General features: G+C 39.3%; 20 protein-coding genes. 6 read left to right on the top strand and 14 right to left on the bottom strand.

Annotated features, from left to right (window positions below):
* The first annotated feature begins 21 nt into the window (after positions 1 to 21).
* Positions 22 to 2136 carry a bifunctional tRNA (5-methylaminomethyl-2-thiouridine)(34)-methyltransferase MnmD/FAD-dependent 5-carboxymethylaminomethyl-2-thiouridine(34) oxidoreductase MnmC gene (gene mnmC, locus HRT55_RS00405; protein WP_291617979.1) on the top strand — a complete coding sequence of 705 codons (2115 nt, stop codon included), beginning with the start codon at positions 22 to 24 and terminating at the stop codon, positions 2134 to 2136.
* Positions 2124 to 3413 (top strand): ABC transporter substrate-binding protein, encoded by a 1290-nt coding sequence (locus HRT55_RS00400; RefSeq protein ID WP_291617977.1) that lies wholly within the window; start codon positions 2124 to 2126, stop codon positions 3411 to 3413. The genes mnmC and HRT55_RS00400 overlap by 13 nt, the downstream gene beginning before the upstream one ends.
* 37 nt (positions 3414 to 3450) lie before the next feature.
* On the opposite strand, the gene HRT55_RS00395 is transcribed toward HRT55_RS00400, so the two are convergent.
* Genes HRT55_RS00395 through HRT55_RS00385 form a run of 3 tightly spaced genes read right to left on the bottom strand, consistent with a single transcriptional unit; the run spans position 3451 to position 5525 of the window.
* The gene (locus HRT55_RS00395) at positions 3451 to 3762 is read right to left on the bottom strand and encodes a YfcL family protein (RefSeq protein WP_291617975.1); all 312 of its coding nucleotides are present in this window, start codon (positions 3760 to 3762) and stop codon (positions 3451 to 3453) included.
* Positions 3763 to 3812: 50 nt separating this feature from the next.
* Positions 3813 to 4976 carry an ATP-NAD kinase family protein gene (locus HRT55_RS00390; protein ID WP_291617973.1) on the bottom strand — a complete coding sequence of 388 codons (1164 nt, stop codon included), beginning with the start codon at positions 4974 to 4976 and terminating at the stop codon, positions 3813 to 3815.
* 18 nt (positions 4977 to 4994) lie between these two features.
* Entirely contained in the window at positions 4995 to 5525 is a 531-nt protein-coding gene (locus HRT55_RS00385; RefSeq protein ID WP_291617972.1) for an elongation factor P hydroxylase, read from the bottom strand.
* Between HRT55_RS00385 and HRT55_RS00380 the strand changes: the two genes are divergently transcribed.
* Positions 5524 to 5676, top strand: coding sequence for a hypothetical protein (locus HRT55_RS00380; RefSeq protein ID WP_291617970.1), 153 nt, complete (start codon positions 5524 to 5526; stop codon positions 5674 to 5676). The genes HRT55_RS00385 and HRT55_RS00380 overlap by 2 nt on opposite strands.
* 142 nt (positions 5677 to 5818) lie before the next feature.
* On the top strand, positions 5819 to 6523 hold the full coding sequence (locus HRT55_RS00375) for a LuxR C-terminal-related transcriptional regulator (protein ID WP_291617968.1): 705 nt from the start codon (positions 5819 to 5821) through the stop codon (positions 6521 to 6523).
* 90 nt (positions 6524 to 6613) lie between these two features.
* Here the strand turns inward: HRT55_RS00375 and HRT55_RS00370 are convergent, their stop codons facing one another.
* From HRT55_RS00370 to HRT55_RS00355, 4 genes are read right to left on the bottom strand one after another with little or no spacing between them, the layout of a single operon-like run.
* The gene (locus HRT55_RS00370; RefSeq protein WP_291618786.1) at positions 6614 to 7423 is read right to left on the bottom strand and encodes a CsgG/HfaB family protein; all 810 of its coding nucleotides are present in this window, start codon (positions 7421 to 7423) and stop codon (positions 6614 to 6616) included.
* A gap of 40 nt (positions 7424 to 7463) precedes the next feature.
* Positions 7464 to 7880 carry a curli assembly protein CsgF gene (locus tag HRT55_RS00365; protein ID WP_291617966.1) on the bottom strand — a complete coding sequence of 139 codons (417 nt, stop codon included), beginning with the start codon at positions 7878 to 7880 and terminating at the stop codon, positions 7464 to 7466.
* A gap of 29 nt (positions 7881 to 7909) precedes the next feature.
* Positions 7910 to 8326, bottom strand: coding sequence for a curli production assembly/transport protein CsgE (locus HRT55_RS00360; RefSeq protein WP_291617964.1), 417 nt, complete (start codon positions 8324 to 8326; stop codon positions 7910 to 7912).
* Positions 8327 to 8358: 32 nt separating this feature from the next.
* Positions 8359 to 9882 (bottom strand): curlin repeat-containing protein, encoded by a 1524-nt coding sequence (locus HRT55_RS00355; protein WP_291617962.1) that lies wholly within the window; start codon positions 9880 to 9882, stop codon positions 8359 to 8361.
* A gap of 798 nt (positions 9883 to 10680) precedes the next feature.
* On the opposite strand from HRT55_RS00355, the gene HRT55_RS00350 reads away from it, so the two are divergent.
* Positions 10681 to 13176: a S8 family serine peptidase gene (locus HRT55_RS00350; RefSeq protein ID WP_291617960.1), complete on the top strand. Its 2496-nt coding sequence runs from the start codon at positions 10681 to 10683 to the stop codon at positions 13174 to 13176.
* Positions 13177 to 13431: 255 nt separating this feature from the next.
* On the opposite strand, the gene HRT55_RS00345 is transcribed toward HRT55_RS00350, so the two are convergent.
* The 6 genes from HRT55_RS00345 to HRT55_RS00320 form a co-directional block, all read right to left on the bottom strand.
* Complete coding sequence (locus tag HRT55_RS00345; protein ID WP_291617958.1) at positions 13432 to 13764, bottom strand: Na+/H+ antiporter subunit G; 333 nt, start codon at positions 13762 to 13764, stop codon at positions 13432 to 13434.
* Positions 13765 to 13858: 94 nt separating this feature from the next.
* Entirely contained in the window at positions 13859 to 14128 is a 270-nt protein-coding gene (locus HRT55_RS00340) for a K+/H+ antiporter subunit F (RefSeq protein ID WP_291617956.1), read from the bottom strand.
* Positions 14122 to 14658 (bottom strand): Na+/H+ antiporter subunit E, encoded by a 537-nt coding sequence (locus tag HRT55_RS00335; protein ID WP_291618785.1) that lies wholly within the window; start codon positions 14656 to 14658, stop codon positions 14122 to 14124. The genes HRT55_RS00340 and HRT55_RS00335 overlap by 7 nt, the downstream gene beginning before the upstream one ends.
* An 11-nt stretch (positions 14659 to 14669) precedes the next feature.
* Positions 14670 to 16202 (bottom strand): monovalent cation/H+ antiporter subunit D, encoded by a 1533-nt coding sequence (locus HRT55_RS00330; protein ID WP_291617954.1) that lies wholly within the window; start codon positions 16200 to 16202, stop codon positions 14670 to 14672.
* Entirely contained in the window at positions 16199 to 16567 is a 369-nt protein-coding gene (locus tag HRT55_RS00325) for a Na+/H+ antiporter subunit C (protein ID WP_291617952.1), read from the bottom strand. Before HRT55_RS00325 ends, HRT55_RS00330 begins: the two co-directional genes overlap by 4 nt.
* Entirely contained in the window at positions 16567 to 19371 is a 2805-nt protein-coding gene (locus tag HRT55_RS00320; RefSeq protein WP_291617950.1) for a monovalent cation/H+ antiporter subunit A, read from the bottom strand. The genes HRT55_RS00325 and HRT55_RS00320 overlap by 1 nt, the downstream gene beginning before the upstream one ends.
* Before the next feature lie 283 nt (positions 19372 to 19654).
* Between HRT55_RS00320 and HRT55_RS00315 the strand changes: the two genes are divergently transcribed.
* Positions 19655 to 20122, top strand: coding sequence for an Lrp/AsnC family transcriptional regulator (locus tag HRT55_RS00315; RefSeq protein ID WP_291610176.1), 468 nt, complete (start codon positions 19655 to 19657; stop codon positions 20120 to 20122).
* 115 nt (positions 20123 to 20237) lie between these two features.
* On the opposite strand, the gene dnaJ is transcribed toward HRT55_RS00315, so the two are convergent.
* Positions 20238 to 21362 (bottom strand): molecular chaperone DnaJ, encoded by a 1125-nt coding sequence (dnaJ, locus tag HRT55_RS00310; protein WP_291617948.1) that lies wholly within the window; start codon positions 21360 to 21362, stop codon positions 20238 to 20240.
* Positions 21363 to 21609: the final 247 nt, after the last annotated feature.

Raw genomic sequence — 21609 nt, 5'->3', positions numbered from 1 at the left:
ACTTAAGCAAAAGAATTTTTCATGAAAAAACTAGATAAAACAAATGCCCGCAGTAAATTATCCTACCAAGAAGATGGTAGCCCTTATTGCCAGCGTTTTGATGAAGTTTATTTTGATAGAGAGTCTGGTTGCCAGCAAAGTGATTTTATTTTCATACAAAAAAGTCACATAAAACTACGTTTACAAGCAGCAGAAAAAACTTTCACAGTAGCTGAAACCGGCTTTGGTACTGGCTTAAATTTTCTATTAACCTTACAGGCGTACCAAAAAGCGAAACTAGCCTCAACGACACCACTTGCTCCCTTGCATTTCATTAGTGTTGAGAAATATCCGCTGTCAAAAGAGCAACTAGTTCAGTCTTTATCTCTATTGCCGCAATTAGAGCAATTAGCTTTAGCACTCACCAATAGTTACCCCGAAGGTGCTGTTGAGCAATTTGAACAAGAGTTTCAAGCAACCTTTTTAAATGGCCAAGTACGTTTAACACTTATATTTGATGATGCAGCCTTAGGTTACTCTTCGCTAAGGTGCTCAAAACATGGCTTAGTCGATGCTTGGTATTTAGACGGTTTTGCTCCACAAAAAAATCCTGACATGTGGAGCAGTGATTTATTTGTTCAAATTGGCCGGCTGTCAAAAGAGCAAGCGACACTCACCACATGTACTACAGCAGATTTAGTAAAAAGACATCTTGGCGATATCGGCTTTCGCTTTGAGCAGAAATTAGCCGCCGATAAAGACCAAGCGATGCTGGTTGCTGTCATGCAAAGTAACCCGTTAACAACTAAAGGTTACCAATTAAGACCCGCAATTATAAAACCTAAACATGTGAGTATTATTGGCGGCGGTATAGCTTCGGCGTGCTTAGCTTATGCGCTCACTAAACAAGGGGTAGACGTTACCTTATATTGTAAAGATGCCTCACTTGCTCAAGGTGCTTCAAGTAATGCTATTGGCGCTTTATACCCTTTATTGCACCAACAAAAAGATGATATCAGTGCTTTTTATCAGCAAGCCTTCTGGCGGGCTAAAGCGCTCTATACAGAAATTTCTGAGCAAGGCCATTCATTCGACCATCAATGGTGTGGTTTATTAGAAGTATCTTATAAAGCAGCATTAGCGAAAAGACAATTAACATTTGAACAGCTGAATACTTGGCCTAAAGAACTAATCCATGGTGTTAATGCTAAACAAGCCAGTGAACTTGCCAATATAGAATTACCTTATGGCGGACTTTTTATGCCTAACGCCGGCTGGATATCACCACAAGACTTAGTTAAAAAAATGTTTAACGCGGCTAAAGCAAGTAAGCGCTTAAAAATAGTGACCGATACCCATATTACTAAGATACAACAAGTGCCTAGTTTAACTGCAGCTAGCACTGTAGGAGAAAGCAGTACGGCTGATAAAAGCGGCACCACAAATGAAAGTAGTACCTCATGGCGTTTATCGAGTAAGCAAGGCGAATTTAACGCCAGTGTTTTGGTCATCTGCGGCGGCGCAGACTCGATTGAAATTGAGCAACTAAAATCCCTGCCTCTGACAGCTACCCGCGGTCAAATCACCAGTATGACGACAAATAACAAGATAAATAAGCTAGCTACCGTTATATGTCATAAAGGCTACTTAACCCCAGAAAATAAAGGCATCCACTGTATAGGTGCTACTTTTCAGAAAAATGATACCAATATCATCCCGAATAAGGCTGATGATAACTATAACTTAACCATGTTAGACAAGTGTTTACCCGAGTTATCAGCGACAATAAATTGGCAAGAACAAGATATTACTGCCAGTAAGGCGAGGTTACGCTGTATGTCGCAAGACCATCTGCCCCTAGTTGGCGCAGTGCCCAATATCAGTGAACATATAAAAGCTTATCCACATTTAGCCAAAGATAAGAATTGGAAATACAGTCAGCCTGCGCCGTGTATAGATAACCTCTATGTTTTACTTGGGCTTGGTGCCCGTGGCTTGTGCTCAGCGCCGTTAGCTGCCGATATTTTAACAGCCGAGTTGTGTAACATTCCCTACCCTATGGATAACCAAATGATATTTAACTTAAGCCCTAACCGCTTTATCATCAGAGACATTATTAAAAGAAAAGTCTCGGAGCAAAGATCGTGTATGCTGTAGGTAATATCCATCGATTTTTTCTCACTATGTTCAAAAACACCAAGGTAATAACCAGTCTTAGCAAGGCATTACAACAGTTGGCACTGGTAATGATGATGGGGTTATTTTGTCATTCAGCTTTGGCAAGCGAAGCTGAGATTTCTGAAAGTAACATTACTGAAAATAACATTGCTGAAAGTAGTGTTGAAGGTAATGTTGGCGAAAGTAACATCGAAAAAAACACGTCCAATAAAATACGGGTTTTATTAGTTAATCCATCTATTGAAAATGATCCTTTCTGGCATAAAATCGAGAAAATAACTAAGCAAGCAGCTACTGAGTTAAATATTGATTTAGCAATAATTTACGGTCATGGCACGCGCTTTTTCCAACTAGATGAATTAAAAAAATACTTTGAGCATAACCCAGTCCCTGATTATATTGTATTGCTAAACTACCCAGGCCATGCAAAATTAACTATGGATTTTCTCCAGCAGCAACAAGTGAAAGTAATAACCTTAGAGCAAACCATAGCTAAAGAAGAAAAGACCCTTATTGGTACTCCTGGCAATAAATATAAAAACTGGCTTGGTGAAATATATTTCAATAATAGCAGTGCTGGTCACATGTTAGCAAAATCATTGATAAATATGGTTAAAAGCGCTAACAAAAAGCCTATTGTCGCCGGAATTAGTGGTCACTTTGGTTCAGAATCTAGCTTAAGAAATAGCGGATTACAAAAGGCAATCAAGGAGAGTGGTGCTCAATTAACACAAATTGTTCATGCTGGTTGGTCTGCAGAGGACGCCTATCAAAAGACAATAGGATTATTAAAACGCTATCCTAATATCAACATCATTTGGTGTGCCTCTGATCATATGGCCTTAGCAGTAGTTGACGCAATTGAAGACAGCGGCAAGGTAGTAGGGGTTGATATTTTAGTAGGTGGTTTTGATTGGACGCCAAAAGCAATAATAAGCATAAATAATAATAAGTTGACGGCAAGTATTGGCGGCCACTTTATGATGGGAGCTATGGCAATAATGGCAATTTATAATGAAGAACAAGGCATAAGTCATAACGTTTTTGTCAATGAACACTACAATAGCTTTGAACTAGCTCTTATTAGCAAAAAAAATATTAGTGAGTACATTCACTTACTGCAAAGCGAAACACTGACCCAAGTAAGTTTTAAAGAGCTGGTGCAACTTTATAGCACTAGAGCGGGTAAATCATCGGGCAACTTGTTAGAAATGCTAGAAAAAACATCTCTAAAAAAGAGTAACATCAATCACTAACCGCTCATTATAAATATAAAAGTGCGTAAAGCTTGGACTAAAGTGGAAACCGCTGTTGAATCTTCAGCCAAAAATTAGTCACTATAGCGTGATCTTGTGGTGATAATTCGGTTTTAGCTTGAGTTAATTTTTCGTTTACTCCTGTAACCAAGGCGCTTGTAATAGCTTGGCTCTCATCGCCAAACTCGGTAGCCACTAGAGAAAATAACCCGCGCAAGTAACCTCCCGAAAATAATGTATCACTGTCAGTATCATCTAGATCGAATAAACCATCTAAATACTGATAAAAATCGGCAATGGTCGTTAATTTCTCACTTGAATTGTTTGAAGAGCTTGTATTTGTTGGCATGTAAATCACTTTAAATATGTTAAGTTATAAAATTATTGTTGCTGTGTATATTACTGAGGGCTAGCAAGTGGGTAAAGTACTTGGTCTTTATAGCCTGTTGTTATTGGCATAAATCCAGATAACTGCTGATCTAACTCGGCATCACCGGTATCGCTAATCAATGGCTTATTTGCCAAAGCCGCTAACTTGGCTTTAGTAGCGATAATCATAATATTATCACGGCCGCCTGGCTGCGCTAAAATAGTACGAATAACACGGGGACTTAATTGTTGATTACCTCGACCAAAAACATGACCTTGGCCGCCAATTAAGGTGATAACCAGTTTGCTGATACCTTGATAAGCACTGATCGCTTTAAAGAGCTGGGCTTCAGTAACATCAGCAGCAGAAAGTGTTTGCTCGCTAACAATATCAACACCGAGCAAGGTATTATCAAGATTCAATTCTGCCATTAAAAAAGCAGTAGTAGAGCCAGAGCCGATGATAAACTGCCTATCATCGTAATCGTTCATTTCTTCGATAACATTGGCGGCAATATCTTGCAGCACAAATTCATCACTTTCTTTACCGCCCGATTTAACGGCTTGCACATAGCGCAATTCACTGGGAATTTTCATCTCGCTATAACGCTTGGCTTTAACGATACCTTGTCTGAATAAACTCTCATCGATATCCATGACATCACCAGTGGTTAAAGTCACTAACTCCTTGGTGACCATCAATTCAATAATACGACCTGCAGCTTTTGGCGTTATGGCATAAACACCAGAATGAATTTTACACCCTGCCGGTATACCTAGCACAGGCACTTGCTGATAATCGTCATCACTGGCGACAACATTAGCAATATCTCGGGCAGTGCCATCGCCACCCGCAAATAATATAATATCTACCCCTTCACGAAGTAAAGCCTGCGCGGCTTGCTGGCTATCTGCACTGTTCGTCTGTATGTGTTCTGCTTGATAAAGTACTTCAACGCTAAAACCCAACTCACGAGCACACTGCTCACCCATTTGATCATTGGCTGTATAGATAACAACTTCATCTTGATAAGGCAGTAATATTTCAAGCGCCAATTTTGCTCGATCATTGGCTTGCGGTTTTGCTCCTAACGCTAATGCATGCATAACCATGCCATCACTGCCTTTTAGAGCAACACTTCCACCTATGCCGGCAATAGGGTTGATCACTAAACCTAGCTTAAATTTTTTCATGATTCTACCTGCTTAATGCTACAGCGCAAACTGTACTCGGGTTAATGGTAATGGCGTTTGATAAAAGTCAGCCAGCGCTGCAATATATATTTGTGCATCACGGGGGAAGCCTGAGCTTAAGTAAATTTCCACTTGCTGATAAACAGCCAGTTTAAAGGCAACACGGTCAGTATTACCCGTGCCAGATAGGTTATCTACCGAGACATCAAATTTTTTCCCTACAGCAACACAAAACGCCCATTCAATTGCCTGTGGCTTTATTTCTACTTGTTCAAATTTTAGTTGCTGTGCTTGATCACGCCCATCGGGAATATACCAATAACCAAAGTCTTCCAATAAACGCCGCGAAGCTCCAGCCAAACACCAATGTGCAACCTCATGTAAGGCACTCGCAAAAAAACCATGAGCAAAAATTATGCGGTGATATTCGTATGTGTCACTTATTGGCGCATATAAAGGTTCATCCCCCCCTTTAACCAACTGAGTATTCATACTGGTAGTGAAAGTGTGATTAAAAATACGGATTAAATCTTGATATTGATATGACATGCGCAGTGCAGCTGAAAATAAAAAGCTTATTCTATCTAAAAGCCTTAGTGCTTGCACTGGCTATTTTTATGAAACTGTCGAAGGTTTCATTACTCAAGGTCAAATCATCTTAACCCTGTATGTTGCTAGCCATGCAATTATTTACCGCTAGAGGTTTAACCGTATTTACCTGTACACGTAAATGTTACATTTATGTAAATATAGATAGCTTATTATCAATGTATCATGGTATTAATTAACAGTAGTGTCAGTTTTTAAAAAGATACAAATTATCATCAAGGAAGATATAATATATGGGCTTAATTAATACGCCTAAACTCAAGGCATTTTTTTTAATCAGTGGTGGCGAGAATAATATCAATACCGGTGAGTTTCATCATTCCATTCATCATTTTACTGGTTTAGTGCAAACCTGTAATATTGATACCACAGTAGAAAAATCATTACCTGATGACAGCCAAAGCAGAAGCTATAATTTAATTTTTATCGATTTATATCACTGCACTTGGGGTGATGTGATCCCCTTAGCCATACAAAAAACAATACATAACGTACGAACTATTTTTTTTAATGCGCCAAAAAACAAATTCGATGAAAAGAAGTTGTTATTATCAGGCCTTGCCGGCATTTTTTACCTCAATGATCGTCTTGATATTATCTTACGTGGTATCACCAAACTACAAAAAAATGAGCGCTGGTTTAAGCGAGAAACGATGAATAGTGCATTGAATGAGCTACTTAAAAAAGAGAGACGACCGAGTCTGCTTACAGCTCTCGACCCTAAGAGACTCACACACTTACCTAGCCTTACCCGACGAGAAAACACCATAATTGGCTTAGTTTCATCGGGTGCCAAAAATCAAGAGATTGCCGATCAGCTGCACATTAGCCCTAATACAGTAAAAACCCACCTCTACAGTATTTTTCGAAAAACCAGTTCCAGAAATCGCATCGAATTGATTAGTTGGACATTAAATTATGCCGTAACTATCTATTAACGAAAAACAGCACAAAAAAGCCAGTGATTAGTCACTGGCTTTTTTATTTCGAAACAACTACAAACTTAAGCTGTAGTTGTAACAAACGCATTAAATATTAGCGCGCCAAACGTTTCTCTTTATCCCCTTAATAACTAATTCGGTAATGGCTTTTTCAATCGCTTGTTGCACACAAACATGCATAGGCTCATTGTCACTAAAGCCACCTTCTACTTCAGCTAAACGCTTAAAACTAACATAGCGAAAAAAACCAGCACGCATTTCTTGACTCAATACTTTTTTATTGGTTGATACTGACACCAGTACTTGTCCTGTGCGCACGTCAACGGCACGAAGGTAAACCGTTATTTGATCTTCACGATAAAGCTCAGAAGCACCAATGCCGAAATATTCCGCACCAAAGCCACCGGTCCTGGTATTAGAGTCATAACTAATAATACCGCCTTCAAGGAGTATTTTTGCCGAAGTTAATGGCGGTAATTCAATATGTTCTGTGGCTTTGTTAGCCTTATTTGCCGCACGGGTAATTTTTCGCTCAGTTAATACATTTTGTAGACCTTCTCGTTCCACCGGTAAAAACCAATCAGAATCACTTAATGCTTGCATCAAAATAGACGTTGCCCCTTGTGTTACCGCGGTAGAGAATGAGCTTACATTAGCTTGCGGTTTGTATTGACCGGTTTGGTCTCGATAAGCATAAACCGAAACAGGTATTGCACCTTTAGGTTTAGGTAGCGCTTTCAGTTCCTTAAAGCTTTCTAATGGCATCATCTTCGTCGCTAACGACTTGTCTGGAGGAATGAGGCGACTGGTCGATTCAAGTACGCTACAGGCCGACAATAAGCTAAGTAAGCCGATTAACATAATTATTTTTATTGGCTTTTTTATTGGGTTTCTCATTGAATTTTTCACTGGCTTTTTTATTGAATATTTCACTGAGTTACCCAAACTTCGGTATTTCAATTATGGTCACTTTATCTGTCAATAGATCAGTGATTTCAATCGTGATAGTGTCACTATTAGACGATAAAATATCAATTTGATAATCACCACTAATAAAAGTGCTATCTTCAGCATTATTAATGACCACACTTTCACCCAATACTGTATCTTTATATTTTCGGACAATATCGCTGATAGTTGCACGTTCAATGGCATTAGCTACCTTTTCCTCAAAGCTTTTCGTACTTTGTGGTGCCTTATGTTTATTTTGGCCTTGTGCTTTACCTAACAGAAAATTGCCGTTTAATGGGCTGCCACCAAAACTTGGGTTAATGGGTTTGTAAACCAATTCAGAGCCCGATGCATAACCACTTACGCTAATGCTAATCACTAACGCCAAAATTAACTTCTTCATTATTACTACCTTTCTGATTCTATTAATGACTACCAACCATCTCCAGCCATATCAAGACTATCCTGTTGATATTGAGACCTTTTCATGGCATCAATCAATATAAATATCGCTTGTTCTACTTTTTCTTTAACAGGTGTTTGCCGGCGGCCAAAATGGGTAACATAAATGGTTCGACCATTCAGCCTAAGGCTAAGTCTAGTACCTGCCCTTGGTACAAGTTGCTCAATTATTTGCACATTGATACCTTGCGTATTTGGAATATCTCGCCATAACTGACTGAACTCATAATAAAAATCATGACCTAAACGGCTCTTAGTATTATCCAGTAGTAAACCACCAATTTCGACTTCGCTAGTAGCATGACACAAAGAAGTAAATAACAGGGTAATAGCTACCAGCAAGGAACATATATATTTAGTCATATTATGATAGATAAAAGGGGCCATAAGCCCCTTATTCAAATACCTATTAATTGCAATTATTGCTGAACAATTACAGCAGTATTCCAATCACCCAGTTGGGTAATAGAAATCACACCAGAATCACTGATAAATGAGCCTTCAACAATGTTGCCATTACCTATTTGGCTTATATTAAATTCAATATTATTGCCTCCAATAAGCATAGTGGCACCACCCTCGCCAGTGATTAAGTTTTCATCACCTATTTGCTCGATACCAATTTGATGGTTACTGCCTTCAACTAAAATATCTAATGAGTTCAACTCACCTGTTTGATCAATATCAATGGTGTTGGCATTACTATCAATAATCGTACTCAACATAACTACAGCGTCATTAGCAAAACCGGTTTGAGAAATATCAATATCATTTTCGCTGGTAAGTAACTCCTTATTCTCAGCTGAAGCTTGCACAACAACAACATTTTCACTACCTGATTGCATCACGTCAATGTCATTATCATCACCATTAAAGTTCATCACATGGCTTTCGTTTAAGTCACCTACTTGCACAGAGCTGTACTCATTATTCATACCAATAGTAGCAATGTAACTAATATTGCTGTCACCTACTTGGGTGAAATTAAAGTCGTTATCATCACCAATGGCATCAAAGCTGGCACTGTTGCCATCACCGTTTTGCATGACATCAACAGAGTTAGACATCCCTGTATATATCGAAGATTCAACGATGTTGTTATTGCCTTCTTGGTCGATAGAAATTTCGTTGTCATCGCCCTCAATTGAAGCAATAGTAATCTTATTTCGATCACCTTCTTGCTCAATCGATAACTCATTGGCATCACCTTCAATTGAAGCAATAGTAATATTATTTCGATCACCTTCTTGATCAATCGATAACTCATTGGCATCACCTTCAATCGAAGAGATAGTTGTAACACTCCAATAGCCATCTTGAGTCACTTCAATGGCATTATCGTCACCGACAATAGTCGTTAAGTAGCTCTCATTCCATTCACCATCTTGGACAATATCAATAGTATTATTAGAACCTTTTATTTCTGAGTTAATAGCCCAATGACCACCTTCACCTTGGTCAATAACAACCTCATTACCGTCACCAACTATTTCATTGACGGCACGATTACCAATACCTAAGTAACCCGCACCTAGCTGAGTCACTTCAACGCTGTTTTCATCACCTGTTACGTTATTTTCAGTTTCGTTAATTTCACCATCTTGTGCAATGTAGAGCTCATTGTTATTGCCCTTAAAAGTACCAACGACTAGGTTGTCATTGCCTATTTGATTAATTTCAGCGACATTACCTTCACCGATTACAGTAAAGCCAGTGCCGTTTACATCACCTTCTTGGAAAATAGTCGTTTCATTACCGATATTTGAACCTTCGCTAGAAGTTTGTGACAAGGTAATCACATTACCTAAGGCATTGACCATCAGATCTGATTGAATAACAGCTACGGCTTTTTCTTCTTTCACAGTTTCAGCCGCGAAAGCCGTTTGACTTAGACCGAGTGCCATAACAACAGCACAAGTGATTATTGATTTATTAAAATTCACAATATATCCCTATTCTTTTTGTTTTATGTAAGCAAACAATTAACTCACAAAGATTATTTTTAATAGATAAGCAGTTTATGGTTTTAGCTGCTAGTGTCGTTTTCATCTTTCCATAGTAGTTTTAACAACAATAACCAAGGATATGGTTAAAAAAAACAAGTAGTATTATTAAGATAATTTTGTCGTGTTATGCAAAGGTTTTACGGTAAAGACCTTTATCTATATCACTGTAGTTAACTCCCCTTATCGATGGATGTAACACCTAATTTAATTGGTGTTACTTCAGCTTTTTACAATCACTAAACGATTATAAATAAGCACTTCATCTAGATTCTCCCCACAAACCTAAACAATCCAAAAATAAGCTAAGTTAGCTTTAGTACGTTGCATTAAAAACTCTACAACATTCTATTAACAATAAATATCACCCTATTTTAGTATTCAAATTTAAAACAATAAAAACAAACAGATAGAGTAATAACAAACAATAACCCTAAAGAATATTCTAGATTAAAAACCAAAAACCAATACAAAAGGACTAGTTAAAGCACTCTAATAACAACACATATAAAAGTAGTAAAAAAGTAGTAAAAAACATGAAAATCTATCTTTAAAGTCATGAAAAAGTCGTGTTTATCTCCTTTCTATAGAAACAAGCCTGTTTTTATGATTAAAGTAATGACGTTGCACAAATCCATAGTAAGTAGAAAGTTAAAATAAAAGCATGCTGCCTAGTAGTTACCCCCCTAGGTTAAAAATACTTTAAACATGATATTAATTAAAACATGGAGCAAAAAAATGAAAGCAAAATTATCAGCGCTAACATTAGCGTTAATACCTGTATTGGCGAATGCATCAATAGAGCTCAGCTCAGCACAAAGCCCTAGTTATAGAGCAGACTCTATTATTGTTGTCTATAAAGACACTGCATCTAAACTTGACCGACGCAATGCACGTAGCATTGTGCAAGCAAGAATTTCTGATCTAAACAATGATGAAATAGATGATAAATATCGCAACTTGAAAAAAGGTCGTATAGCGAAATTTAGCCTTAATGGTGTTTCAGTAAAAAATGCCCTTGAAAAGCTACGTAAAAACCCAGCGGTGCTATATGCAGAGCCTGATTATATTGTTACTGCCAGCGTAACGCCTGACGATAGCAGCTTCTCCGAGCTTTGGGGTTTGAACAATACTGGACAAACAGGTGGTGTAGCCGATGCTGATATCGACGCTCCTGAAGCATGGGATATTTCAACAGGTAGCCATGATGTCATCGTCGGTGTTATTGATACCGGTGTTGATCATAGCCACCCAGATTTAATGGCAAATATCTGGACTAACCCTGCAGAAATCGCCGGTGATGGTATTGATAACGACGGCAATGGCTATATCGATGATGTTCATGGTATCAATGCTATTACCGGTATTGGTGATCCTATGGATGACGCAGGCCATGGTAGCCATGTTTCAGGTACTATCGGTGCAACAGGCAACAATGGTTTAGGCGTTGTTGGTGTTAACCACAATGTTTCAATTATTGGTTGTAAATTCCTTGATTCATCGGGATCAGGTAGCCTTTCAGATGCGTTAACCTGTATTGATTATTTTGTTGATTTAAAAAACAATGGTGTAAATGTACGTGCAACCAACAATAGCTGGGGCGGCGGTGGTTTTAGCCAAGCACTTTCTGATGCGATCACCTCTTCTGAAGAAGCAAATATTCTATTTGTTGCAGCTGCAGGTAACAGTGCTTCCGACAATGATGCACAAGCAAGCTATCCTTCTGGCTATCCACACGACTCAGTCGTATCCGTTGCAAGTACAACGCATACTGATGACATGTCTGGTTTCTCACAGTGGGGTTTAACAACAGTTGATTTAGGTGCGCCAGGCTCAGACATTCTATCGACAGTACCGGGTGGCGGCTATTCCTCGTATTCAGGTACTTCAATGGCTGCGCCACACGTTACTGGTGCCGCAGCGCTAGCATGGTCAGTGAACCCTGAACTAAGCGCAGTTGAAATGAAAGCGTTATTGATGAGCTCAGGTGATGATAACGCCGCACTTGCCGGAAAAACTGTATCAGGTAAACGCTTAAACGTTAGAAGTGCACTTGAAAATGCCGATCCAACCCCTGGCTTCACACTATCACCAACACCTGGTTCAAGTGTTATTACAGCCGGCGAAACAGCGATTTACAGTTTCGATGTTGGTTCAATTGCCGATTGGACTGGCGAAGTTAATCTAACCTTAGCTGACTCATTAGGTGGCGCAACTCTATCAACTAATACCGCAACGCCTGGAGCTACATTTGAATTAACAGTACCAACTACGGCTGAAACACAATGGGGCGACTATAGCTTTACGGTAACAGCAACCAGTGGTGATTTAGTCAAAGAATCTACAGTTCGCTTAATGGTTAACCCACAAGGTTTAAATGAGTTTACCTACACTAATGACACCCTTGTTGATATTCCAGACAACGATGCAACAGGTATAACGTCAATCATTAATGTCGCCGATGATATTACCGTCTTTGCCTCTGATATTTATGTAAATATCACTCATACTTGGATTGGCGACTTAACGGTTATGTTAACGTCTCCTGCAGGTACCTCTGCAGCATTACACAGTGGCTCAGGTGGCAGCAACGATAACATCGATAGTACCTTTAGTTCAGCGGCATTCAATGGCGAAGTAGCAACTGGCGACTGGATATTAACTGTTAGCGATAATGCAGCAGCTGACACCGGAACATTAAATAATTGGGCACTTACCATTACCGGTCTTGGTGATACACTTCCGAGCGCACCAGAGGTTAGCTTTACTTATGAAGCTGAACAACTAACCGCTACCTTTACTGATAATAGCTCTGATAGAAATGACGATATGGTTAGCTGGGACTGGAACTTCGGTGACGGTACAGTATCGACTGAACAAAATCCTGTGCATACTTTCGCAGCAACGGGTAACTATGACGTTACTCTTACCGTGACTGATAGTGAAGGCTTAAACAGCAGCGAAACTATGTCGGTAAGTGTATCCTCAGCCAATATTGAGGCTGCGGTTAAACGTGCATATAAGTCTCGTTTAGGTCGCTTACGTGTTGATATTACTTGGCAAGGTACTACTGCCGAAATGGTAGACATCTTCCGTAATGGTATAAAGATTGATACCGTTGAAAATGCGGGTATTTATCGTGATCGTGAACGTCGCATAGATGGTAACCAGTTTATTTACCAAATCTGTGATGCATCAACTGCATGTTCAAATGAAGTAACCGTTAACTTTTAACTTTTAACTTTTAACTTTTACTTAAGAGCTGCTTAATAATAGAACTGTTATCAAGCGATGCTCAGGCTAACAGTAGCCGCTAATAAAAATCCCTAACAATTAAAACTGTTAGGGATTTTTTATCTTCAAAAATAAATTGACTACTAACTTGGCGAAACTAAAAAGTACTTATTAATACTTAGCCTTACCGAACATTAACTAACATTACTTAGCGTTAGCTAATTTAATTATTTTAAACCAGCAAGCTACAGAGCATTAAACATCATCTTCGATGTTATCTATGCCTTTAGTGCGCTCTATACTATCGAGTTTATGATGAATGGCCGCTTTAATCATCATATAGCCACTGATCGGTGCCGTTAGTAAGAGAAATAACGAGATCAGTATTTCTTTAGCACTAAATCCTGCTTGTGTAGAGCTAAAAAAGACCATTGAAGCAGTTAACAACAATGCCATGCCTAAGGTTGTCGCTTTAGTTGGACCATGAAGGCGCATAAAGAAATCAGGCATTTTCACTAAACCAATAGAGCCAACCAGTACAAAAGAACCACCAAGTAATAATAATATTGAAATAATCCATTCAATCATGAGCTAAGTTCCTATTCTATTTTCTATTCGAATTTTCATTCGTCTTTTATTCGATTATCAATTCTGCTATTTATTCGGCTAACTATTCGACGACCTATTCAATTATATCGCCACGTAGCAGGTACTTACATACAGCTACCGTACTTACAAAGCCTAGCATTGCTATTAACAACGCGGCTTCAAAATATAATGCCGTGCCCATACTCATGCCGTACAAGATGATCAAGGCAATGGTATTGATATACATAGTATCGAGTGCAAGTATCCTATCGGGTACAGAAGGTCCCACCAATAAACGCCATACATTTAATAATAACGATAAACCTATCATGGCAAAGACAATTAAAATCACAGTTTCTAGCATTGGAATATCTCCTTAAGAGGCGCTTCATAACGTTGCTTAATTGTGTTTATTAAGGCCTGTTCATCTTCAAGGTTTAACACGTGTATCAGTAAAAAACGTTCTTCTGGTTCTTTACCTTCGGTCAAACATTCTCGCCAAGGGTACACTTCAGCACTGACTGTGCCCGGTGTTAATGACACTGTACTAGCCAAAATAGTAATAGGCATATCATGTGTTAAATCTAGCGGCACCTTAACAAAACCGGGGGTTAATTTTTTATTAGGACCTAATATCAAAATAGCAACCTGAACATTGGCAGTAATGATGTCATATAGAACCAGCATTAAATGACGAAACGCCAAACCGGGTTTTAAAACTAATGGCTGCTTTGTCCTAAATGGGCTAGTCGCCAATGGAATAACTATGGCTAAAATAACCGCTAAGACAATATGTCCAGCTGAGACACTGTTATTCAATAATAACCAGACAATAAATAATAACAGGCTCCTTAAAGGAGTCGGTAGCCATCTAAACTTTGCTTCTAAGCGCATTTGTGACCGCATTAATGACCTCCTGAAAGGATAATTTTAATATTGTTGTTAAAGTCATGTAATTGGCTAGCTGCGCCAATTGCATACTCACTTAATGGTCCAGCAAAAATAGTCATCAATGGCGCACCCGAAATAAGAATAATCAATGCCGCTAGCTGTGCCGGATGAACGCGGCTTTGCTCAACACTATCAGTTGCATTACTTTCTATAAGTGAGTCCTGATGATGCCAAAAAACAGTACTGCCCGCTTTAGCCACACTAAGCAATATTGCTAAACTTACCAGTAAATAAAGCGGCCAAAAAACAAAAGTATATTCAGCATCTAAGGTTGCTTTCAGCAGCCACACTTTACCAATAAAGCCAGACAATGGTGGCATACCTATTACTGCAATAGCAGCAACCAAGAAGCAAACACCTAACAACCTTGGCTGAGCCACTGCCGGACCTGCAGTTATACGGTCAGCAACATCACCACGTTGACGACCAATTAAATCAGCTAACAGGAATAGTGCCGCCGTGACTAACGTTGAATGAACTAAGTAATAGATAGCGGCAGAAGTGGCTTCAATGGTTTGTACGGCAACCAGTGCCACTAAAGTACCTACAGATACAATCACCAAATTGGCGGTTAATTTCCTTAAATCTTTACTCGCTAAAACACCCACTCCGCCCATTGCAATAGTTGCCATTGCGAACCACCACATCCAAGTTTGCGCTATATGACTCAACTCACCGGCTTCATCGCCAAAAATTAGCGTATAAACACGCATCATTGAGTAAACGCCGACTTTTGTCATAATGGCAAATAATGCCGCGACAACAGGCATAGCGGTAGCATAAGTATTGGGTAACCATAAATGTAGCGGTAACAAAGCGCCCTTTAAAGCAAACACCACCAGTAACAACAGACCACCTATCTTAGCGAGGTAAACGTCATCACCTTGTAGAAGTGCCACTTTCTGAGCCATATCAGCCATATTGAGTGTACCTAAGACACCGTATAGCACACCCAGAGCTATCAAAAATATTGCCGAGCCGACCAGGTTCAAAATCACATAGTGTAAGGCTGCGCGGGTATTTCTTTTGTCTCCGCCATGCATTAATAATGCATACGAGGCAATAAGTAACACTTCGAAAAATACAAATAAATTAAATATATCTCCGGTTAAAAATGCGCCGTTTACACCTAAAATTAAGAAGTGCACTAAAGGATGAAAGAAGCTGCCTTTTTCATCATCTCCCGCACTGGCATATAAGACACATACTAGACCGAGTAAGGCAGTTAAACTCACTAACAAGGTAGATAACGGATCAGCTACCAGCACAATTCCAAAAGGTGCACTCCATTCACCGATTGCATAAACTTGCGTGCCATCGGCTTGAACTTTTAGTAATAAAGCCAATGAAACTAAAAAGGTGATTGTGCTTAGTACTACAGACGTAACTCTTCTGCTGGTTATATTCTTACCAAAAGGTGACGTTAATAAAATAACACCTGCCAACATAGGCAATAAGACAGGTAAAAAGGCTAAATGCTGGGTCATACTTTAACCTTGTTATTATTGTCGTTGTTGTGGTTGTTTGTGTCAGGCACCTGACCATCTACATGGTCGTTGCCTAAATCTGTTCGCCCTCTGATTGCTAAAATAACCACAAAGGCCGTCATGGCAAAACCGATAACAATAGCGGTCAACACTAGAGCTTGCGGCAGTGGATCAGCATATTCTGTACTGGTGCCAAGTACCGCAGCTTGGTTAAGGCTAAGTCGTCCAGAAGAGAAAAGAAATAAATTAACCGCGTAAGAAAACATAGTTAACCCTAAGACAACAGGGAAAGTTCTAGAGCGTAAGATTAAAAACACGCCACAAGACACTAAAACGCCAACGCTGGATGCGTAAAGTAATTCCATTAAATATTTACCTCTTTACTAGGAGCATTAGCCGGCTCATTTGCAGTTAATTTACCGAGACTTGCCAAAATCATTAATGTGGAGCCGACAACCGTAATATAAACACCTATATCAAATACCAAGGCACTGGCTAGTTCAATTTCGCCAATAAAAGGAATATCAAAGTATTCAAACCAAGTAGTCATGAAAGGTCTGCCAAAGAACCAACTGCCAACACCAGTCAATAGCGCAATAGCAATGCCTGAGGCAATAATTTTGCGATAATTTATGGTTAAGCGCTCAGCAATCCAGTTTGAGCCATGCGCTATGTACTGCAAAATAAAGGCGACTGCGGTCACTAAGCCAGCGATAAATCCACCACCGGGCATATTATGGCCACGTAAGAAAATATAAAACGATACCAGTAATGCTAACGGTAGTAAGGATTGAGAAATACTAGCCAATAACACCGGGTAGCGTTCTTTCGCCCAAGGCCGCCCTTCACTATCAGTAGCAGGAATATATAACGGTAAATTAATTAACAGCTTGTAAATACCCAGCGCGGCAATACCTAATACACAAATTTCACCTAGGGTATCAAAGCCACGAAAGTCCACCAAAATAACATTAACAACGTTAGTACCACCGCCACCTGTTTTAGCATTTGCTAAGAAAAAGTCTGAGATTGACTCAAGTGGGCGGGTAATTAATGCATAACAGATGCTCGCAATTACAATGCCCAAACCGGCAGATATGCCTATGTCACGCAACACACGCATAGAGCTGGATTCTTTTGGCGAGTTCTGTGGTAAGAAAAACAATGCCAGCATAAGTAAAATAACGGTGACTACTTCAACGGTTAATTGAGTCAAGGCTAAATCGGGTGCTGAGAAGCGAGTAAACGCGATAGACACCATTAAACCCACGACCGAGAGCATCAGTAATGATATCACTCGTGTGCGATACCAAATCACGGTACTAATTGCACCTATCATTAATAATGCCGCCCCCATCGCATTATGAACATCAACCGGAGTCAGGGGTTTTTGCCCGCTTAACTGATTCATTTCAAATAATGGCCAGCCAGCAAAAAATAACACCACGACAAACATCAACACTAAATAGCGTTGTAAAGAGCCATTTTCTATAGTGTTTATCTTAACTTGGCACCATTTAGTCAGCGCACTAATACTATTATCGAACAGTTTTTTACCGTTCAAAGACGGCAATGAAGCATGAAATTGAAACAAGTAATGGCGCTGGGTATACATCAACAAACCACCGCTTACTGCTATGGCGCTCATCAATAGTGGTAAATTAAAACCATGCCATAAAGAAACTTCAAACTCAGGTACATAGCCACCGAGTACAGCAAAGGAAGCTGACTTTAAAATGTCGTCGATAACAAAGTTTGGCACTATGCCCACGACTAAACATAAAACAACCAGTATTTCGATTGGCAACCGCATGTATCTTGGTGCCTCACTGGGTTGTTTGGGTAAATCAATCGGGTCGCCATTAAAGAAAACATCATGAATAAAGCGTGCTGAATAAGCCACCGCAAAAGCCCCAGCAATAGTAGCAAGAACTGGAATAAGCCAAGACATAGAGCCAAGCAACTGTTGATGTAAAGTTTCAGCAAAAAACATTTCTTTCGATAAGAAACCATTTAACAGTGGCACACCAGCCATCGCCGCTGCCGCAACCATTGCCAAAGTAGCGGTATAGGGCATAAATCGCCACATACCATTAAGTTTCCGCATGTCACGTGTACCCGTTTCATGGTCAATAATACCCGTTGCCATAAACAAAGAAGCTTTAAAAGTTGCGTGATTAATTATATGGAATATCGCCGCTACTGCCGCAAGCTTGGTATCCAAACCAAAAAGTAAGGTGATCAAACCTAAATGGCTAATGGTCGAATAGGCTAATAAACCTTTTAAATCATGTTTAAATAACGCTACATATGCGCCAAACAATAACGTTGTTAGACCGGTTAAACTGACAATAATAAACCATATGTCAGTACCCGCTAAAGCCGGATAAAAACGCGCTAATAAGAAAACCCCTGCCTTGACCATAGTGGCCGAATGCAGGTAAGCACTTACCGGTGTTGGTGCCGCCATCGCATGTGGTAACCAAAAATGAAAAGGAAATTGTGCTGACTTAGTGAAAGCACCAAGTAGTATTAATATTAAGGTTACTTCATACCAGTCATGTGCTTGAATAATATCTCTGCTGGCTAAAATAATATCTAAATTATAACTACCAACGATATTCCCCAACAACAGCAAACCGGCTAATAATGCTAGCCCACCACCGCCGGTGATAGTTAAGGCCATTATTGCGCCATTACGCGCTTCTGCTTTATGCCACCAATAACTAATTAACAAAAATGAGCTAATACTGGTAAGTTCCCAAAAGAACCACAGCTGGATAACATTATTTGACATAACAATACCCAGCATCGCCGTCATAAATAACATCAGATAGGCATAAAGCTTAGGCATAGAATCATTACTACTGAGGTAATAACGGGCATAAAAAATAACTAATATGCCAATGACTAATATCATAAATACAAACAGCAGCGCTAAGCCATCTAAACGAAAGGCGATATCTATACCGAGTAAAGGGATCCAGGAAAATGTTGATCGAATAACTTCGCCAGAGAAAACAGCAGGCGCTAAGCTAATCGTCATTAATAATGCGGTGATTGGCATTAACAACGTCAAACCAGTAGATTGATTACGCGTTAATTTACCCGTCATTGAAGAAATAATACTGCCAAGTAAGGATAACAAGGGTATCCAAAGCAAAGTCATAGAGTTAACCTTTTTTATTTTTCTAGCTAGAAGTAATCATATCGAAAGATATACTGCCATAATATGTCACAATGGATAGTACAGGCAATCATTATCGATGTGAATATTTGTAACGATTTTATCACGCTATAGCACAGGAATACTGACAAAAGTCTAAAAATAATTCGGATAATTTAACTTTTTACGTCAAAAATTCAAATAAACCCTATATTTCACTAGTCTCACTACCTGCATTAAGTGTAATATTTAGCGAAAGAAGCGGTAATAAATTCACGGGTGACTAATGAAAAAGCTTGATGGCATCGATTTACAAGTATTAACCATATTATATGATGATGCAGATATTACGAATAAAGAACTTGCAGCCCAAATAGGTATTGCCCCCTCTACGTGTTTAGAGCGAGTAAAACGCCTAAAACAAAGCGGTGTTATTAAGGGTGCATTTATCGATGTTAACTTAAAAACCATTGGCGGTAATATAGAAGCCATTGCAGCTATACGTTTGCAGCCTTATTCTGAAGAAATAGTTAATAGCTTACGTGATGATTTATTGATGTATCCCGAAATATTAAATTTATACCACATGGGTGGTAGTTATGATTACTACATTCACATGTCGGTTAAAGATAGTGAGCATTTACGTCAGTTTGTTTTCAAAAACATCACCTCGCGCGAAGAAGTCACTACAGTAGAAACATCACTGGTGTTTGATCATAGCCGCAGTGGCGTACTGCCAAATTTCGACGAGTAACAGCTTTAATTTTTATACCATAAAAATAAAGCATAAAAAATCCCGCTGTTATTGTTTAATAACGCGGGATTTTTTATTATCACAGAGCTAATACTTAAAGCATTAACATAATGATTTAGCTTTTCAGGTCATCAAAGAATCTTTTAACACCATCAAAAAAACCAGTTTCTTTTGGGCTGTGTTTTTTACTGCTATTCGCCATTTTCTCTTCTAATTGACGTAATAAGTCAGCTTGATCACCTGATAAGTTAACAGGTGTTTCAAGAACCACTTTACACATTAAATCACCGGTAGTAGAACTACGTACTGACTTAACACCTTTACCACGTAAGCGGAACATTTTACCTGTTTGTGTTTCTTTCGGAACCTTCAGCTTAACCTTACCGCCAAGTGTTGGCACTTCAATGTCACCACCTAAAGCAGCTGTTACAAAGCTAATTGGCACTTCACAATATAAGTGATTTTCATCACGAACAAATATCTCGTGGTCACGTACATTCACTTGTACATACAAGTCGCCTGCAGGGGCGCCATGCTCACCCGCCTCGCCTTCACCTGATAAACGAATTCTATCACCGGTATCAACACCTGGTGGAATTTTAACTGATAAGGTTTTAGTTTTCTCAACACGGCCTTGACCGCGACATGAAGTACACTTCTCGGCAATAACTTTACCTTTGCCACTACAGGTAGGACACGTTTGCTGTACAGCGAACAAGCCTTGACGCATTTGTACTTGGCCGTGGCCGTGACAAGTGCTACAAGTCTTAGCCGAAGTGCCTCTTTTAGCACCAGAGCCGTCACATGGATCACAACTAACATAGGTAGGTACTTTAATTTCTAAGCTTTTACCCTTAACCGCAGCTTCAAGTGTTAAATCTACGTTATAACGTAAATCTGAGCCACGTTGCTGGCGTTGACGTCCACGACCACCGCCGCCAAAAATATCACCGAAGATATCGCCGAAGTCTTGGCCAAAACCACCACCGCCGCCGCCACCACCGTGACCACCTTGTTCAAAAGCAGCATGACCATATTGATCATAAGCAGCACGTTTTTGATCGTTATTGAGGATTTCATAGGCCTCTTTAACTTCTTTAAACGTCTCTTCTTTAGCCTTATCACCTTGGGTACGATCTGGGTGATACTTCATTGCTAACTTTTTATAGGCTTTTTTGACTTCTTTCTCAGTGGCGCTTTGGCTAACCCCTAGAGTTTCATAATAATCACGTTTTGACATAAATCTGTTTCTTTACTTCAAGTTGATTGAGGCTAATTTTCTTCATTTCTCCGTGATTTATTTTATTGTCACGATAAAAAATCAAGAAAATCAGCACCAAATAAAAATTATTTTACTAATGCTTTACACACAAAAAGCGCCGAGAAATATCGACGCTTTATTTTTCTATACAAGTACAGATGACATAGCTTAACTCTTTTACTCGCTAAGATTAAGTTATATCGCTTTAGTTCAAGAAGAAGGCACG

The organism is Colwellia sp., assembly GCF_013214175.1.
In the GTDB taxonomy this organism is placed as follows: Bacteria; Pseudomonadota; Gammaproteobacteria; order Enterobacterales; family Alteromonadaceae; genus Colwellia.
The sequence above is the reverse complement of the archived record's forward strand: the minus strand, read 5'-3'. Positions and strand labels throughout refer to the sequence as shown.

What these genes read in the sequence shown, in the direction of transcription:
- HRT55_RS00385 (WP_291617972.1), bottom strand. Translation starts at nt 5,525, where the DNA reads ATGTCATATCAATATCAAGATTTAATCCGTATTTTTAATCACACTTTC.
- mnmC (WP_291617979.1), top strand. Translation starts at nt 22, where the DNA reads ATGAAAAAACTAGATAAAACAAATGCCCGCAGTAAATTATCCTACCAA.
- HRT55_RS00345 (WP_291617958.1), bottom strand. Translation starts at nt 13,764, where the DNA reads ATGATTGAATGGATTATTTCAATATTATTATTACTTGGTGGTTCTTTT.
- dnaJ (WP_291617948.1), bottom strand. Translation starts at nt 21,362, where the DNA reads ATGTCAAAACGTGATTATTATGAAACTCTAGGGGTTAGCCAAAGCGCC.
- HRT55_RS00390 (WP_291617973.1), bottom strand. Translation starts at nt 4,976, where the DNA reads ATGAAAAAATTTAAGCTAGGTTTAGTGATCAACCCTATTGCCGGCATA.
- HRT55_RS00395 (WP_291617975.1), bottom strand. Translation starts at nt 3,762, where the DNA reads ATGCCAACAAATACAAGCTCTTCAAACAATTCAAGTGAGAAATTAACG.
- HRT55_RS00325 (WP_291617952.1), bottom strand. Translation starts at nt 16,567, where the DNA reads ATGGAATTACTTTACGCATCCAGCGTTGGCGTTTTAGTGTCTTGTGGC.
- HRT55_RS00360 (WP_291617964.1), bottom strand. Translation starts at nt 8,326, where the DNA reads ATGGCCCCTTTTATCTATCATAATATGACTAAATATATATGTTCCTTG.
- HRT55_RS00380 (WP_291617970.1), top strand. Translation starts at nt 5,524, where the DNA reads ATGCGCAGTGCAGCTGAAAATAAAAAGCTTATTCTATCTAAAAGCCTT.
- HRT55_RS00365 (WP_291617966.1), bottom strand. Translation starts at nt 7,880, where the DNA reads ATGAAGAAGTTAATTTTGGCGTTAGTGATTAGCATTAGCGTAAGTGGT.
- HRT55_RS00320 (WP_291617950.1), bottom strand. Translation starts at nt 19,371, where the DNA reads ATGACTTTGCTTTGGATACCCTTGTTATCCTTACTTGGCAGTATTATT.
- HRT55_RS00340 (WP_291617956.1), bottom strand. Translation starts at nt 14,128, where the DNA reads ATGCTAGAAACTGTGATTTTAATTGTCTTTGCCATGATAGGTTTATCG.
- HRT55_RS00370 (WP_291618786.1), bottom strand. Translation starts at nt 7,423, where the DNA reads ATGAGAAACCCAATAAAAAAGCCAATAAAAATAATTATGTTAATCGGC.
- HRT55_RS00330 (WP_291617954.1), bottom strand. Translation starts at nt 16,202, where the DNA reads ATGACCCAGCATTTAGCCTTTTTACCTGTCTTATTGCCTATGTTGGCA.
- HRT55_RS00315 (WP_291610176.1), top strand. Translation starts at nt 19,655, where the DNA reads ATGAAAAAGCTTGATGGCATCGATTTACAAGTATTAACCATATTATAT.
- HRT55_RS00375 (WP_291617968.1), top strand. Translation starts at nt 5,819, where the DNA reads ATGGGCTTAATTAATACGCCTAAACTCAAGGCATTTTTTTTAATCAGT.
- HRT55_RS00350 (WP_291617960.1), top strand. Translation starts at nt 10,681, where the DNA reads ATGAAAGCAAAATTATCAGCGCTAACATTAGCGTTAATACCTGTATTG.
- HRT55_RS00335 (WP_291618785.1), bottom strand. Translation starts at nt 14,658, where the DNA reads ATGCGCTTAGAAGCAAAGTTTAGATGGCTACCGACTCCTTTAAGGAGC.